This is a genomic window from Nioella ostreopsis (assembly GCF_004000255.1).
Lineage (GTDB): Bacteria > Pseudomonadota > Alphaproteobacteria > Rhodobacterales > Rhodobacteraceae > Nioella > Nioella ostreopsis.
The window spans coordinates 81,921-95,611 of record NZ_RCIQ01000008.1 but is presented as its reverse complement, the minus strand read 5'-3'; the positions used below and the strand labels follow the sequence as shown (position 1 = coordinate 95,611).

At 63.6% G+C, this 13,691-nt stretch carries 15 protein-coding genes and 1 pseudogene; 6 read left to right on the top strand and 10 right to left on the bottom strand.

Annotation, left to right across the window (positions count from 1 at the left end):
• Positions 1 to 2: 2 nt before the first annotated feature.
• The 4 genes from secD to EP237_RS10425 form a co-directional block, all read right to left on the bottom strand.
• On the bottom strand, positions 3 to 1,667 hold the full coding sequence (gene secD, locus EP237_RS10440) for a protein translocase subunit SecD (RefSeq protein WP_127560844.1): 1,665 nt from the start codon (positions 1,665 to 1,667) through the stop codon (positions 3 to 5).
• 20 nt (positions 1,668 to 1,687) lie between these two features.
• A complete protein-coding gene (gene yajC / locus EP237_RS10435) occupies positions 1,688 to 1,969 on the bottom strand; it encodes a preprotein translocase subunit YajC (protein WP_127560843.1) in 282 nt (93 codons plus the stop codon).
• Positions 1,970 to 2,235: 266 nt separating this feature from the next.
• Positions 2,236 to 2,637, bottom strand: coding sequence for a hypothetical protein (locus EP237_RS10430; protein ID WP_127560842.1), 402 nt, complete (start codon positions 2,635 to 2,637; stop codon positions 2,236 to 2,238).
• Between the two features lie 394 nt (positions 2,638 to 3,031).
• On the bottom strand, positions 3,032 to 3,238 hold the full coding sequence (locus tag EP237_RS10425; protein WP_071688420.1) for a cold-shock protein: 207 nt from the start codon (positions 3,236 to 3,238) through the stop codon (positions 3,032 to 3,034).
• A gap of 212 nt (positions 3,239 to 3,450) precedes the next feature.
• Here EP237_RS10425 and EP237_RS10420 point away from each other — a divergent pair, with 212 nt between their 5' ends.
• Positions 3,451 to 3,777, top strand: a complete 327-nt coding sequence (locus tag EP237_RS10420; RefSeq protein WP_127560908.1) for an arsenate reductase family protein — start codon at positions 3,451 to 3,453, stop codon at positions 3,775 to 3,777.
• Here EP237_RS10420 and EP237_RS10415 read toward each other — a convergent pair.
• The 4 genes and pseudogenes from EP237_RS10415 to EP237_RS23490 form a co-directional block, all read right to left on the bottom strand.
• Entirely contained in the window at positions 3,759 to 4,328 is a 570-nt protein-coding gene (locus EP237_RS10415; protein WP_127560841.1) for a DoxX family protein, read from the bottom strand. The genes EP237_RS10420 and EP237_RS10415 overlap by 19 nt on opposite strands.
• A complete protein-coding gene (locus EP237_RS10410; RefSeq protein ID WP_127560840.1) occupies positions 4,325 to 5,068 on the bottom strand; it encodes an HvfC/BufC N-terminal domain-containing protein in 744 nt (247 codons plus the stop codon). The genes EP237_RS10415 and EP237_RS10410 overlap by 4 nt, the downstream gene beginning before the upstream one ends.
• 4 nt (positions 5,069 to 5,072) lie before the next feature.
• Positions 5,073 to 5,927: an MNIO family bufferin maturase gene (gene bufB, locus EP237_RS10405; protein WP_127560839.1), complete on the bottom strand. Its 855-nt coding sequence runs from the start codon at positions 5,925 to 5,927 to the stop codon at positions 5,073 to 5,075.
• A 155-nt stretch (positions 5,928 to 6,082) separates the two neighbouring features.
• A pseudogene (locus EP237_RS23490) lies at positions 6,083 to 6,394 on the bottom strand (BufA1 family periplasmic bufferin-type metallophore); the annotation flags it as partial.
• Positions 6,395 to 6,746: 352 nt separating this feature from the next.
• Between EP237_RS23490 and EP237_RS10395 the strand changes: the two are divergent.
• Positions 6,747 to 7,115, top strand: a complete 369-nt coding sequence (locus EP237_RS10395) for a hypothetical protein (RefSeq protein ID WP_127560837.1) — start codon at positions 6,747 to 6,749, stop codon at positions 7,113 to 7,115.
• A gap of 4 nt (positions 7,116 to 7,119) precedes the next feature.
• Here the strand turns inward: EP237_RS10395 and EP237_RS10390 are convergent, their stop codons facing one another.
• Positions 7,120 to 8,187 carry an NAD-dependent epimerase/dehydratase family protein gene (locus EP237_RS10390; protein WP_127560836.1) on the bottom strand — a complete coding sequence of 356 codons (1,068 nt, stop codon included), beginning with the start codon at positions 8,185 to 8,187 and terminating at the stop codon, positions 7,120 to 7,122.
• A 102-nt stretch (positions 8,188 to 8,289) separates the two neighbouring features.
• Positions 8,290 to 10,269, bottom strand: a complete 1,980-nt coding sequence (gene thrS, locus EP237_RS10385) for a threonine--tRNA ligase (protein WP_127560835.1) — start codon at positions 10,267 to 10,269, stop codon at positions 8,290 to 8,292.
• Positions 10,270 to 10,565: 296 nt separating this feature from the next.
• On the opposite strand from thrS, the gene EP237_RS10380 reads away from it, so the two are divergent.
• The 4 genes from EP237_RS10380 (at position 10,566) to EP237_RS10365 (ending at position 13,688) form a co-directional block, all read left to right on the top strand.
• Entirely contained in the window at positions 10,566 to 11,312 is a 747-nt protein-coding gene (locus tag EP237_RS10380; RefSeq protein ID WP_127560834.1) for an alpha/beta hydrolase, read from the top strand.
• Entirely contained in the window at positions 11,305 to 12,288 is a 984-nt protein-coding gene (locus EP237_RS10375; RefSeq protein ID WP_127560833.1) for an alpha/beta hydrolase, read from the top strand. The genes EP237_RS10380 and EP237_RS10375 overlap by 8 nt, the downstream gene beginning before the upstream one ends.
• A 92-nt stretch (positions 12,289 to 12,380) precedes the next feature.
• On the top strand, positions 12,381 to 12,971 hold the full coding sequence (locus tag EP237_RS10370) for a hypothetical protein (protein WP_127560832.1): 591 nt from the start codon (positions 12,381 to 12,383) through the stop codon (positions 12,969 to 12,971).
• Between the two features lie 24 nt (positions 12,972 to 12,995).
• A complete protein-coding gene (locus EP237_RS10365) occupies positions 12,996 to 13,688 on the top strand; it encodes an alpha/beta fold hydrolase (RefSeq protein WP_127560831.1) in 693 nt (230 codons plus the stop codon).
• Positions 13,689 to 13,691 lie beyond the last annotated feature (3 nt).

The following is a 13,691-nucleotide window of genomic DNA, read 5'->3' as shown; positions in this document are numbered from 1 at the left end:
GATTACACCTCGATCTTCTTGGGGCGGCGGCGTTCGAACCAGAGCAGGATCAACAACCGGGTGACGTAAATGGCCGTAAAGACCGACGTGATGATCCCGAGCCCGAGCGTGATCGCGAAGCCGCGCACCGGCCCGGAGCCCATGACATAGAGGATTACCGCCGTGATGAAGGTGGTGATATTGGCGTCATAGATCGCCGAGCGGGCCTTCTCATAGCCGAGCTCGATGGCGCGGGCAGGTCCCTTGGCGGTCTTCAGTTCCTCTCGGATACGCTCGAAGATCAGAACATTGGCATCCACCGCCATCCCGATGGTCAGCACGATCCCGGCGATGCCCGGCAGGGTCAGCGTGGCCCCGATGGCCGAGAGCAGCCCGAAGATGAGACCCACATTGATGATCAGCGCGATATTGGCGAACACCCCGAACAATCCGTAGCTTCCGATCATGAAGATCAGCACGGCGATGCCCGCGACTACGGCCGCCACTTCGCCCGCCGCGATGCTGTCGGCGCCCAGTTCCGGGCCGATGGTGCGTTCTTCGAGGAAGGTCATTTCGGCGGGCAGGGCCCCTGCGCGCAGCAGAACCGCCAGTTCGGTCGAGCCTTCGACGGTGAAGTTGCCGCTGATCTGGCCGGACCCGCCGCAGATCGCCTCGCGGATCGTCGGGGCGGACAGTACCTGTTCATCGAGCACGATGGCAAAGGGCGCGCCGACGTTGTTCTGGCTGTAGTCGCAGAAGGTCCGCGCCCCGGCGGTATTCAGGCGGAAGGTGACGACCGGCTGCCCGTTCTGGTCGAAGGCGGGCTGTGCATCCGTCAGATCCTCGCCCGACAGCACCGGCGATTGTTCCAGCCGGTAGAGCAGGCTCTCATCCGCCACGTCCGGCAACACGATCTCGCGCGCACCGGCCTCCACGTCGCTGCCGCCGCCGCGCCCGGTAACCGGGTGGAAGGTCAGTTGCGCGGTGGTGCCGATCAGGCGCTTGAGCTCTTCGGCGCTGCCAATGCCGGGCACCTGGATCAGGATGCGGCGGTCGCCCTGGCGCTGGATCGTGGGTTCGCGGGTGCCGACCTCGTCGACGCGGCGGCGCACGATCTCGATCGACTGGCGCATGGTGCGGTCGTCGGTGGCAGCGCGTTCGGCCTCGGACAGGGTCACGATGATCGTGTCGCCCTCGGCCCGGATGTCCAGCGTCATGGCGCCAACAGCGGTGACGCTGCTGACCGGCTGCGACAGCGCGCGGACGGCCGCGAGCGCGGCGGTCATGCCATCGGGCTGGGAAATCCGCACATGCAGCTCATCGGCGGGAGAGGCCTGCCGGCGGATCGTGCCGACCGTGTCACGTTCGTCGCGCAACGCATCGCGGACCTGCGGCCACAGCCCGTCCATCCGCGTGGCATAGACATCTTCGACCTGAACCTCGGCCAGCAGATGCGCGCCGCCGCGCAGGTCGAGCCCGAGGTTGACAAGGGTCGAGGGCAGGTAGCCGGGCCAGCCCGACAGATCCTCGGCCACCTCGTCCTCGGTCGCGGTGCCGGCCTCGATGGCGGCAGCGGCGTCGTTATGGCGTTCCACCCGGGGGTAGAACAGATTGGGCATCGCAAACGCGAGCCCGAGGGCGACGAGGCCCCAGATCAGAACCCGGTTCCAGAGGGGGATATTGAGCATCGTCGCGCCTTCAGGTCTGATTATTCGCTTGCGGGTTCGGTCTTGTTCACGACGCGCGCGATGGTGCTGCGCACGACACGGACCTTGACGTTGTCGGCCAGTTCGATCTCGACCTCTTCATCATCCTTGACCTTGGTGATCTTGCCGATGAAGCCGCCCGAGGTGATCACCTGATCGCCCCGGCGAAGGGCAGCGATCATCGCCTCATGGGCCTTGCGCTGCTGCTGCTGCGGGCGGATCATGAGGAAATACATGATCACGAAGATCAGAATGAGCGGGATGAACCCGGCGATACCTTCCATGGGGGCGTCCTTTTTGTTCCGTGGCGCGGGGCCTGTTCTGGGTCTCTTGCCCCCGCGAAATCGGCGGCACGTTACTGGCGCAAAAGGAGAAGCGCAAGGCGCGCTGGCCGCGTTTGCCCCTCCCCAGAGCCGGTTAATGGGGGATATGGTGTGTGGATGGGGAAACGCAACAACCAAAGGGGCGAATTCGCCCGCGACGAATAGGCCGTTCCATCAGCGGTGGCGCGTCGGATCAGGCCACCACCTGATCGGACGGCATCATGCCCTCAGGGGGCCCAGGCCGCGCATTGGGACAGAAAAACGTTGCTCAATTCCACGCCCGAACTGCTGCGCAGGCTGATCCGCGTCGCAAAGTCGGGATTGATCGCGGTAATCGCCCCGCTGATCCCGGCGCAGGTCACTTCGGTCCCGATCCCCCAGTTATAGGCGCGAACCTCTGACGATTGGGCATAGCCATGGTCGGATTGCATGGTGACATCGATCGTCGTCCGGCTGCCATTGTCGGAAATGAAAAAGCCGGGGCAGTAGTAGCCCTCCTGAAAATCCGAGCGGCGCCCGTCTGATGCACAGGGGAACAGGATCAGTTCGCCTCTTGTAAACGCCGAGGCGTCGGACGCGCCGACAAGCAGTAGCACAGCCGCACAAGCGGCAATCGTGAAGTGTTTCATATCAAGTCTCCTGAAACGGATCCACCCTGCAATAGATGCCGGCGGTCAAACTGCCCCTGCACCAGCCCCGTCAGCTCGTGCCAAGCATCCCTTTCTGCACCCCTCTTTAGGGTACCAATTCTTCGGGTACCAAAAGGTGTAGCAAGCAATTTTTGGCATAGCTAGCTCTTTCACGCCAGCACGCCTTGGGCGTTCGGACCGAACAGCTTCGTCAGATCAGATCCAGTCTGGCCCAGCAGAAACCCACCAAACCGGTGTGTGGAGAGTGCACAGGGGGCGTGCGCATCGCACCGCTCTGTTTTCGGGGCGTGAACCCGCTTTCGCCGCCCCATGAAAAACGCCGCGAGCGGTGTCCCCCTCGCGGCGTCTTTCGTTTTCCGGATCACCGGATGGTTCAGAGCTTTTGCAGCTCCACCGCCGAGGCGCGGCCGTCGCGGCCTTCGCGCAGCTCGTAGCCGATTTTCTCGTTATCGGCGAGGCCGGTCAGTCCCGATCGTTCCACGGCCGAGATGTGCACAAACACATCCTTGCCGCCGTCGTCGGGCGCGATGAAGCCATAACCTTTGGTGGTGTTGAACCATTTTACGGTGCCAGTGGGCATGTCCGTTATTCCTTCTCAAGTCTTCCTTGGTGCCACCCACGAGATGCGGCGGCGCGGTGCCGACAGACACCCCCTGTCTGACGTCCTTGAGAGAGCGGGACAGCGAAAACCTGTTGTCACGGCAGAAAAGATGAGGTGATTTCAGAAAAACGCAAGAATTTTCGTGCGGCTGTCATGGGAATGTCATGGGGCTGCACATGAAGGAGGGTGAAATGGAGCTTTATGGGCTGAAGACCTGCGATACCTGCCGAAAAGCGCTGAAAACGCTGGAGGCGGCGGGGCGTCCGGTGCGCTTCGTGGATGTGCGGGCGGAGCCTTTGGGGGCGGATCAGCTGGCGGCGTTTCTGGCTGCGTTCGGGGATGCGCTGGTGAACACAAGGTCGACCACATGGCGGGGCCTGTCGGAGGAGGAGCGCAAGGGCGCGCCCGCCGATCTGCTGGCCGCGCACCCCGCCCTGATGAAGCGCCCCGTGATCCGGGCGGAGGACGGGACGCTCTACCTGGGCTGGGGCAAGGAGGTTCAGGCGGCGCTGGTCTGAGGCATTGCGCGGGCGCGCAGGGCAGCATCGACCGAGACCGGCCCCGCACCCCGGAAGACCATATAGGCCAGCAGGAATACCCAGAAGGTGCGCTGATCGAGGATCAGGCTGTCGGAGCCCGCATCGAACCACGCGCCGATCACATCCGCGCTGACGCCGTGGCCGACGATATCGACATAGCTTTGCACAAGGACAAAGCCGATCATTCCAAGGGACGCCAGCCGGGTGAAAAGGCCAAGCACAATGAGGGCGGGCAGGATGAACTCGGCCCAGGTGCCCGCGACCACCACCAGCCGCCAGAATGCCCCAAGCTGGCTGGCGTCATAGCCCACAGCCTCTGACATGCGGGGCAGGATCTGCACATAGGCGTTGAAATTGGGCTGGAAGAGACCGGTGAGGCCCTCACCCAGCTTGGTCATCCCGGAATTCCAGTAATAGACCATCAGGGTTGCGGCGAAGACGAAGCGCGCGAGCGTCGGCATCAGGATCGGCGCAAGGGTGGTTTCCAGCGCGGCAAAGAGGCGGTTGTGCAGGGAAACGAGGGTCCTCATTGGTCGGGTCCTTTCTGGAATGTCAGCGCGCCGGAGGTCAGGAACAGCGTCAGAAGCGGCGCGAGGTCGATCCCCGGTGTGGCCTCTATCGAGCGCTCCAAAGCAAGGGCGATTGTCGTGCGGCCATCGAGCGCGCCCGCGAAGGTCGCGCCGCCTGCGGGCAGCAGATGGGGGATCGGGTCGAACTCGGGCCGGGTGATCATGACCGTTTCGGCCACGGGCTGCGGTTTGGGGGCATCGGGCTGCGTATTGCGCCGCCATATGCCGTGGATCGGGTAGGGCGAGGCGACGATCTGCGTGGCGGGGGCAAGGACCGGCGTCTGTTCCATCAGCGTGGCCGGGTCCATGCCCGCTGCGTTCAGCGGGTCCGCATCTGCGGCGTGGTAGGAGCGGCGGATCGCCAGTTCCAGCCGGGCGATATCGGCGAGGTAAGGATAGGCCGCAAGCGGTTCAAATCCTTCCAGAAACGCGGGCATCGCCGCCCCATATTGAGACAGGGCGCGGCTGGTGGGGGGATGGGCGCGGGAGAAGATCAGGGACAGCGTCTTGAAGCTGTCCGCGCCCAGAAGCCTGGCCAATACCGGAAAGCCGGTTTCCAGAGCGTCAGTGAGCGAGGCGGCGAGGTTGTTGCGATAGACGTTGAAGCGTTTGCCCGCTGGGCGGCCTTCCGGGTCCAGCAGTCCGGGGGGCACCGGGGCATTGGGATCGAGGATCGCAGCGGTGAAATCGGATTGCTGCATCGGATCAAACCTGTGCCGGTTGCAGGATCGCATCGGCGCGGGCGGCCTCGGCCTCCAGCACCGGGAAGTCCGGCACGTTGTTGTCCCATTCAATCAGCGTGGGCTTGGCGCCGCCGCGGGCGATGGTGTGGGCATAGAGTGCCCAGACAGGGTCCACCACTTCGCGCCCGTGGCTGTCGATCAGCAGGGGGGCACCATGCTCATCCTCGTCCTCGTCATGGCCGCCCAGATGAATCTCCCCCACCTGCGCCAGCGGAAAGGCGTCGATATAGGCGACGGGATCCCAGGTCTGGTTGGTGGCAGAGACAAAGACGTTGTTCACATCGAGCAGCAGCCCGCAGCCTGTGCGCTTTGCGATTTCCGAAAGGAATGTGACTTCATCCATCGTGGACTCGGCGAAGGCGAGATAGGTGGAGGGGTTTTCCAGCAGCATCGGACGGGAGAGAGCCTCCTGCACCTCGTCGATATGGGCGCAGACGCGGGTCAAAGTGGCCTCGGTATAGGGCAGGGGCAGCAGGTCGTTCAGGTAGGTGTCGCCATGGGTGGACCAGGCGAGATGTTCCGAGAAGCTGGCGGGGTTCAGCCAGTCGCAGAGATGCTTGAGGCGGGCAAGATGGTCTGGGTCGAGCGGGCCTTCGCCGCCGATGGAGAGGCCCACACCATGGACCGAGATCGGAAAGCGATCCGCAAGCGCACGCAGCTGCGCCAGCGGGCGGCCGCCGTCGCCCATGTAGTTTTCGGCATGGATCTCCAGCCAGCGGACCGCGCCGGGTGCGCTGATAAGCGATTGGAAATGCTGGGGTTTGTAGCCGATGCCCGCAAAGTGGGGCAGACGGTTATCCTGCGCGAGGTCATACATGGCGTGTCCCTTGGGTCTTTGGCAGAACCCCCCGGCCCTCTGGGGACCGGGGGTGAAGGTCAGCGCGATCAGCTGTCCATTTCTTCTTCTTCCATCATCTCGTCCATCATCGAGACGTCGCGGTACTGGGCCAGAACATCCTCGGCCAGATCATCGGGAAGATCGCGGGCCAGACCGATATAACCGTCGGCTTCCAGCGAGGCCTCAGATTCGCCCATGCGGCCGTCGGGAAGCTCGATCTCGGCGCAGGTGCCGGCGGGGACCAGCGTCCAGGCGTTGCCCTGATAGTCGATGGTGGAGGACCCGGCGCAGGTGGTGCCGGGACCAGCGGCGCAGCCGTTTTCACCGGCCAGCGATACGCCGTAGCACTTTTCCATGGCCTGCGCCGAAACGGAGGTGGTGGTGACTGCGCCCAGTGCGGCGGCAACGGCGCCCATCAGGGCCAGTGATTTGAATTGAGTCGACATGGGGTAGCTCCCTAAAACTGATATTTTCCGTGTCCCACCCGTCGAGCGGGTGATGGGGAAGTGGTAAGTCGCCGGGTCGATCACTGGCCAGTCACAGGCCCGTCAAGCACGCGTGCGTGACCCGTTGTCAGCGCGGTGTGAGGCGGGCCGGTTGGGTTGGGAGGCGTGATTGTCGAATGAATTCAAATGATTGAGAAAAAGGCTCCACCCAGGGGAAGGTGACGGGTTTCTGCCTGCCGCCATGTGCTGTCCGGGAAATGTTTCAACCGAAAGTGGTGCTTCGGGCTTGGCTGTCCGGCAGATCGTGCCTATCTCGGGGTCCGAACAGGCACGAAGTCAACGGAGAGCCCTCATGCGCAACGCAGCCCTCGTTCTGGGAATCATCGGCGGCATTCTGGGAATGATCGTCGGGTTCTTCGGCTATGGATACGTGACCTTCATCGACACGTTCGGCGAGGTGCCGGATATCGCCAGCCAGGTGGAGAACCCCGATCTGATCAAGGCGGCCAGCATCATATCGCCCATTCTGGCCCTGGCGGGCGGGGCCATGGCGCGGGCGCGGGCGCTGTGGGGCGGGATCTTCCTGCTGATGTCGGCGGCGGGGATGTATTACGCCTTCGGCTTCGGCGTCTTCACCATGTTCCCGATCGCGCTTTGTGGTCTGGGTGGCCTGCTGGCCATCGCGGCAGGGCGGCCGGATGAGGAAGTGAGCCACTTCTGAGGGGTTACAGCACCGCGCGCAGCACCGACAGCGCACCGCGTTTCCATGGCACCCTGTGGGTCACGCCTGCGCCCTTGGCAATCCGGTCTCGGTTCGCCAGATACCAGTCGAAATTCCTCAGCAGGGCGTCGACATTGGAATGGCGCGGCACGAAGCCCAGTTTCTCTCGGGCACGGTCGATGCTGACGAAACTGTCTTTCGACGCGGTCTCGTAGATCCATTTGTAAAGCGGCGAAAGGTGGACGGCTTCCAGCGCCCGCAGGGTCCAGATGGCGGGGGCGGCGGGGATACCGATGACATGTTTGCCATGGCCTGCGCGGTCCAGGACCGATTGAAAGCTGTCGCGCATCGTGCCGAATTCCGCCGCGCCGATATTGAACGTGTCGTTGACGGTGTCAGCCTCGCCAAAGGCGGTCAGGCAGATCGCTTCGTTCAGATCATCCACGTCCAGGAGCTGATAGCGGTTCTGGCCCGATCCCAGAACCGGGAAGTTGTGGCCGGTCGCTGCGAAATCATAGAGCAGTTCGAAGGCTCCGAGCCGTTCGGGGCCGACAAAGCTTTTCGGACGAAGGACCGGCAGGACCAGCCCGTCGGAGCGGAACTGCCGGCAGAGCTGTTCAGCCGCCACCTTGGACTCCCCGTAAGGCCCCACGCCCTGCATCGGATCGGTCTCGATCAGCGGGTGGTGATCGGGAATGCCGTAGACCGCGGTCGAGGAGATATGAATGAAACGCCTGATGCCCTTGCGCAGGGCGGATGCCAGCAGCAGTCGGGTGCCGTCCACATTGGTGGAATGGATCTCTTCAGAGCTGGCCAGCGGCAGGGCGGCGGCGCAATGCACGATGATATCAACCCCGTCGAAGGCGCGGTCATGAAGCGTGCGGTCGCGGATATCGCCTTGCAGAACGTCGATCCGGTCCGCCTCCGGGTAGGTGAAGGGCGCGATGTCCCAACTGCGCAAGCTGTGCCCGCGCGCCAGAAGATAGCGGATCAGGTTGATGCCCAGAAACCCGGCCCCGCCGGTGACGAGGATGGATTTGGGGGTATCGGTGGAAAAGATTGGCGATGTCATTCATTGACTTAAGCCGGGTCTTCGACAGCAGGGAATGACATGGATCAACTGAAAAGGCCGGCCCCTTTCGGAACCGGCCCTGAGTTGCATTGCGCGGATGGTTCAGCGCTGATCAGGCGCGACCGCGTCTGCGGCGAGGCTTGCAACGACCTCGTCCAGTGTCACGACCGAGGTCTGCTTTTCCCCAAGGCGGCGGACGGTTACCGTGCGGTCCTCGACCTCCTTGCGGCCGATGGCGAGGATCACCGGCACCTTGCCCACGGAATGTTCGCGGACCTTGTAGTTGATCTTCTCGTTGCGGATATCGGCCTCGGCCCGCACGCCCTGCGCGGTCAGGGCGGCCACGACCTCCTGCACATAGTCATCCGCCTCGGACACGATAGAGGCCACAACCACCTGACGCGGGGCCAGCCAGAAGGGCAGTTTGCCTTCCCAGTTCTCGATCAGGATGCCGATGAACCGCTCGAAGGACCCAAGACAGGCGCGGTGCAGCATGAAGGGCCGGTGCTTGGCCCCGTCCTCGCCGGTATAGTTCGCATCCAGCCGCTCGGGCAGATTCGGGTCCACCTGGAAGGTGCCGCATTGCCAGACCCGGCCAATGGCGTCGGTCAGGTAGAAGTCGAGCTTCGGCCCGTAGAACGCCCCGTCGCCCGGTTCCAGCGTGTAATCGCGGCCCACGGCCTTGATCGCGTTTTCAAGAGCGGCTTCGACATAGTCCCAGCTTTCATCGCTGCCGACGCGCTTTTCGGGGCGGGTGGCGAAGCGGATTTCAAACTCCGGGAAGCCAAGTTCCGCATAGACATTGGCGAGGAAGTCGATGAACCGCGCGCATTCTTCCTGAATCTGATCCTCGGTGCAGAAGATATGCGCGTCATCCTGGGTAAAGCCGCGCACCCGCATGATGCCATGCAGTGCGCCCGAGGGTTCGAACCGCGCGCAGGAGCCGAATTCCGCCAGCCGCAAGGGCAGGTCGCGATAGCTTTTCTGGCCCTGGTTGAACACCTGCACATGACAGGGGCAGTTCATCGGCTTCAGCGCGTTGATCCGAGTCTCGGCCCGGTTCTTGGCGGACGCATCGTCATTCTCGCCATCGCGGCTTTCATCCACTTCGACGATGAACATGTGATGCTGGTACTTTTCCCAGTGGCCCGAGGCCTCCCACAGCTTGCGGTCCACGACCTGCGGGGTGTTGATCTCGCGGTAGCCCCCGGCGCGCTGCTTGCGGCGCATGTAGTCCTGAAGCGTGGTGTAGATCGTCCAGCCATTGGGGTGCCAGAAGACCTGACCGGGGGCCTCCTCCTGCATGTGGAAGAGGTTCATCTCGCGGCCAAGCTTGCGGTGATCGCGCTTGGCGGCCTCTTCCAGCATCGTCAGATGCGCCTTGAGGTCGTTCTTGTTGCGGAAGGCGACGCCGTAGATCCGCTGCAGCATGGCGCGATTGCTGTCGCCGCGCCAATAGGCGCCCGCGACGCTCATCAGTTTGAACGCATCAGCCGGAACCTGCCCGGTATGCTGAAGATGCGGGCCACGGCAGAGATCCTGCCAATGCCCGTGCCAATACATGCGCAGGGGTTCACTGCCAGGAATGGCCTCGATCAGCTCCACCTTGTAGGGTTCGTTATTGGCCTCGTAGAACTTCACGGCGCGGTCACGCTCCCAGATCTCGGTGGTCACGGGATCGCGGCGGTTGATGATTTCGCGCATCTTGGCTTCGATCTGGCCGAGGTCTTCGGGGGTGAAGGGCTCTGACCGGTCGAAATCGTAATACCAGCCGTTTTCGATCACCGGGCCAATGGTGACCTTTACGTCGGGCCAGATCTCCTGCACGGCGCGGGCCATGATATGGGCGCAGTCATGGCGGATCAGCTCCAACGCATGCGCGTCGTCCTGCATGGTGTGAATGGCGATGGAGGCGTCTTGCTCGATCGGCCATTGCAGGTCCCAATGGGCACCGTTCACGGTGGCGGAAATGGCCTTCTTGGCCAGCGAGTTGGAAATGCCGGCCGCCACATCGGCAGGCGTCACGCCAGCCGCGTAGTCACGGGAATTGCCATCGGGGAAAGTCAGGGAAATCTGGGCCATCTGGCACAAGCTCCTCGTCGGTTTGGCGCCCACGGAACGCCCGGTTGCGGGTATATGGTTTCGGGCGTCAGAGGTGACGCCTGAGGCGACGGCTGTCAAGGGTGGATGCAACGGGTTGCCGGGATGCAAGGGGCATAGCGTTAACCTTGACACGCCCGGTTGACGTTAATGCGCTTTGCTTGACGCTATGTCACCCTCCTGGATCGGCCCCGTTTTTCCGGGGCAGAGCCATAATTTCTTGTTCCCATGGCCCGGCACGGGCAAAACCGGACAAACGACAGGGAGAACGCCGTCAGATGACCCCACAGACGCTGAAGACCAGACAGAACCGCACCATCGCCTTTCACCAGACCCCCGGCGCGGGGCCGGGGGTGGTGTTTCTGGGCGGGCTCAAATCCGACATGCAGGGCAGCAAGGCGCTGCATCTGGAGGCCTGGGCCAAACGCACTGGCCGCGCCTTCCTGCGCTTCGACTATTCGGGGCATGGCGAAAGCTCTGGCACCTTCACCGAGGGCTGTATCGGCGATTGGGCCGAGGATGCGGAGGCCGCGATCATCACCCTGACCGAAGGCCCGCAAATCCTTGTGGGGTCCTCCATGGGCGGCTGGCAGGCGTTGTTGTTTGCCCGCAAGCATCCCGATCTGGTCGCCGGTCTGGTGGGCATCGCCGCCGCACCTGACTTCACCGAGGATGGCATGTGGGGCAGCTGGTCCGATGCCCAGAAGGAGGAGATGGCAGAGACCGGGCAGGTGGCGCTGCCCTCGGACTATGGTGAGCCCTATATCATCACCAAACGCATGATCGAGGACGGTCGTCAGCAACTGGTCCTGCGCAGCCCGCAGACCGTGAATGCCCCCGTGCGGCTGTTGCAAGGCACGGCGGATGAGGATGTGGACATGTCCGTCGCGCTGCGCCTGCTGGATCATATCGAAGGCCCTGATATCCGGCTGGAACTGGTCAAGGGGGCCGACCATCGCTTCTCCGATGACTACTGCCTGTCGCGGATCGAAACGGCGATCGAGGATGTGCTGACCCATGTTTAGGTTTCTCAAACGGCTCGTCCTTGTCCTTGTCGCCGTGGCCGTTGTCGCCTCGGGTCTGCTGTTCCTCGGCCCGCGCGAAAGGATCGAGCGCGGCGCGGCGGTGTCCATCGAGGGCAGGGGGATTGCCGAGGTTCTGGCCGCGCGCGAAGGCGCGTTTGACGACATCACACCGGGCGTCGAGGCGCGGGTGATCTGGGCTGATGAACCGGGCACCCAAACCCCGCTGTCGATCCTCTACCTGCATGGCTTCTCCGCAACCTCGGAAGAAATCCGACCGGTGCCCGACAATGTGGCCGCAGCGCTTGGCGCGAATCTGATCTATGCGCGACTGACCGGGCATGGGCGTGGCGGGGATGCGCTGGCGGCGGCAACGGCCAGTCAGTGGGCCGATGATGCGGCGCTGTTCCTCGATCTGGCCCGCGCGGCGGGCGAACGGGTGTTGATCATGGGCACTTCGACCGGTGCGACGCTGGCCAGCTATGCCATGACCGAGCCCGACATGGCCGAGGCTGTCGCCGGTATCGTGATGGTGTCGCCGAATTTCCGGGTCGTGAACCCGTCGGCAGTGATCACCGAGCTGGCCTTCGCCCGCCAGATCGTGCCGCTGCTGGCAGGCGAGGAACGGGCGTGGGACGCCCTGAACGAAGGACATGGGCGGTACTGGACCACGCGTTATGGCACCGGGGTGCTGACCAGTCTCGGCACCCTGATGAGAGAGACAAAGGTGCGCGACTACAGCGGCGTTTCAGCCCCGGTTCTGGCGGTTTTTTCCGACAATGACCGCGTGGTATCGGCTGCGGCCACACGCGACTTTCTGGCTGGATGGGGCGGCGCGGTGACCTTGGCCCCGCAAGACCTGCCGGAAACAGGAGCGGACCCGTTCTTTCATGTCATTGCGGGCGATATCCTAAGCCCCGCGATGACCGGGCCGGTGACAGACGTCATCCTTGAATGGGCTGACGCAACGCTTCCCTGAGCCGCCACCTGCGATTGGGCGTCGCAAAACGGTTGCCCAAAGGCGGGGGCTCTGCAACTCTGTCGGAAAGTGTTTTCAGACAGGGGTGTTTCATGGGGTTTTTCAAACTGATTTTTGCGGGCCTGACCGCGCTTGCGCTGGCCGGACCTGCCATGGCGCAGGATTGGGGGCTGCGGTCGAATTTCGAGCAACGATGGTTCTTTGCCGGAACCGGCACCGAGGGCGGGCCGATCAGCTTCAATTGCGCGGGCCATTATCCGGATGCGGACTGGTCCTATGGCGAGGGCGGCGGGCCCTATGACCCCTATATCATCCATGTGTCGATGACCGAGGCGCTTGGCCCCATTGATTGGAGCCAGCCGGACGCCGGACGCCGGTCGGACGTCATCTACTCCATCGGCGGGCTTGGCTACCAGTTTCCGCAGATCCAGTGGAACGAGATGGTCGGCGATTGGGGGGTTGTGATCTCCATGGGCGATCCGTTGATCACGGCGCTGCTGGCGGGCGGGCCGAGCGAGCTTTGGGCCGGGGATCAGCGAATCGCGCAACTGTCCGGGACCGGTCTTGCGGAAAACCTTGCACAGGCGATCCGGTTCTGTGACGGCCATTGGGCCGCCATGGGCGTAGGGGTGCCCCAGCATGCGGCCCAGACTGTCATGACGTTGAGAGGTCAGGGCGGATAAACCCAATTCGGTGAGTTTGTAACGATGGATCCTGTTGTTTTCATTCCGGGTTTCATGTCCGACGCGCGGGCGTTCCGGCATCAGATCGAAGCCTTGTCGTTGGATCGTCCGGTTCAGGTCGGCTCGCTTGCCGGGTCGGACTCGGTGCGTGATTTGGCCAGCCTTGCCTTGCAGGGGTTGCCGCAACGCTGTGCGCTGGTCGGCCATTCCCTTGGCGGCATGGTGGCGATGGAACTGGCCCGCCTTGCGCCGGATAGGGTTACGCGGCTGGTGCTGATCTCGACCGATGCGTTGTCGGAATTGCCGGGCGTCGCGGCGGCGCGCGATACGATGATTGCCCGGGCGCGGGCCGGGCGGCTTGCCGACGCGATGGCCGAGGCGTTGCCTTCGGGCGCTTTGGCACCGGGGGTCGGTCGCGCCGGGGTTCTGGACATTGTCCGGCACATGGCGGAACGGGCTGGCGTGGATGCCTTTCACGCCCAATCCCGCGCGATGCAGCGCCGCCCCGACCAGCAAGGAACGCTGCGCCGCTTGCCAGTGCCGACGCTTGTCGTCTGCGGAGCGCATGATCGTCTGTTTCCAGCCCGCAGGCACGAGGTGATGGCCGGTTTGCTGCCGCAGGGACGGCTGGTGGTGCTGGAGGAGGCGGGGCATCTGCCGATGCTGGAGCAGCCCGAGCAGGTCACCGATCTGCTGGATCGGGTGCTGAGGGCCTGAGCG

Bases quoted from the DNA above. Each gene is read 5' to 3' on its own strand.
- secD (WP_127560844.1), bottom strand. From the start codon at position 1,667: ATGCTCAATATCCCCCTCTGGAACCGGGTTCTGATCTGGGGCCTCGTC.
- yajC (WP_127560843.1), bottom strand. From the start codon at position 1,969: ATGGAAGGTATCGCCGGGTTCATCCCGCTCATTCTGATCTTCGTGATC.
- EP237_RS10430 (WP_127560842.1), bottom strand. From the start codon at position 2,637: ATGAAACACTTCACGATTGCCGCTTGTGCGGCTGTGCTACTGCTTGTC.
- EP237_RS10425 (WP_071688420.1), bottom strand. From the start codon at position 3,238: ATGCCCACTGGCACCGTAAAATGGTTCAACACCACCAAAGGTTATGGC.
- EP237_RS10420 (WP_127560908.1), top strand. From the start codon at position 3,451: ATGGAGCTTTATGGGCTGAAGACCTGCGATACCTGCCGAAAAGCGCTG.
- EP237_RS10415 (WP_127560841.1), bottom strand. From the start codon at position 4,328: ATGAGGACCCTCGTTTCCCTGCACAACCGCCTCTTTGCCGCGCTGGAA.
- EP237_RS10410 (WP_127560840.1), bottom strand. From the start codon at position 5,068: ATGCAGCAATCCGATTTCACCGCTGCGATCCTCGATCCCAATGCCCCG.
- bufB (WP_127560839.1), bottom strand. From the start codon at position 5,927: ATGTATGACCTCGCGCAGGATAACCGTCTGCCCCACTTTGCGGGCATC.
- EP237_RS10395 (WP_127560837.1), top strand. From the start codon at position 6,747: ATGCGCAACGCAGCCCTCGTTCTGGGAATCATCGGCGGCATTCTGGGA.
- EP237_RS10390 (WP_127560836.1), bottom strand. From the start codon at position 8,187: ATGACATCGCCAATCTTTTCCACCGATACCCCCAAATCCATCCTCGTC.
- thrS (WP_127560835.1), bottom strand. From the start codon at position 10,269: ATGGCCCAGATTTCCCTGACTTTCCCCGATGGCAATTCCCGTGACTAC.
- EP237_RS10380 (WP_127560834.1), top strand. From the start codon at position 10,566: ATGACCCCACAGACGCTGAAGACCAGACAGAACCGCACCATCGCCTTT.
- EP237_RS10375 (WP_127560833.1), top strand. From the start codon at position 11,305: ATGTTTAGGTTTCTCAAACGGCTCGTCCTTGTCCTTGTCGCCGTGGCC.
- EP237_RS10370 (WP_127560832.1), top strand. From the start codon at position 12,381: ATGGGGTTTTTCAAACTGATTTTTGCGGGCCTGACCGCGCTTGCGCTG.
- EP237_RS10365 (WP_127560831.1), top strand. From the start codon at position 12,996: ATGGATCCTGTTGTTTTCATTCCGGGTTTCATGTCCGACGCGCGGGCG.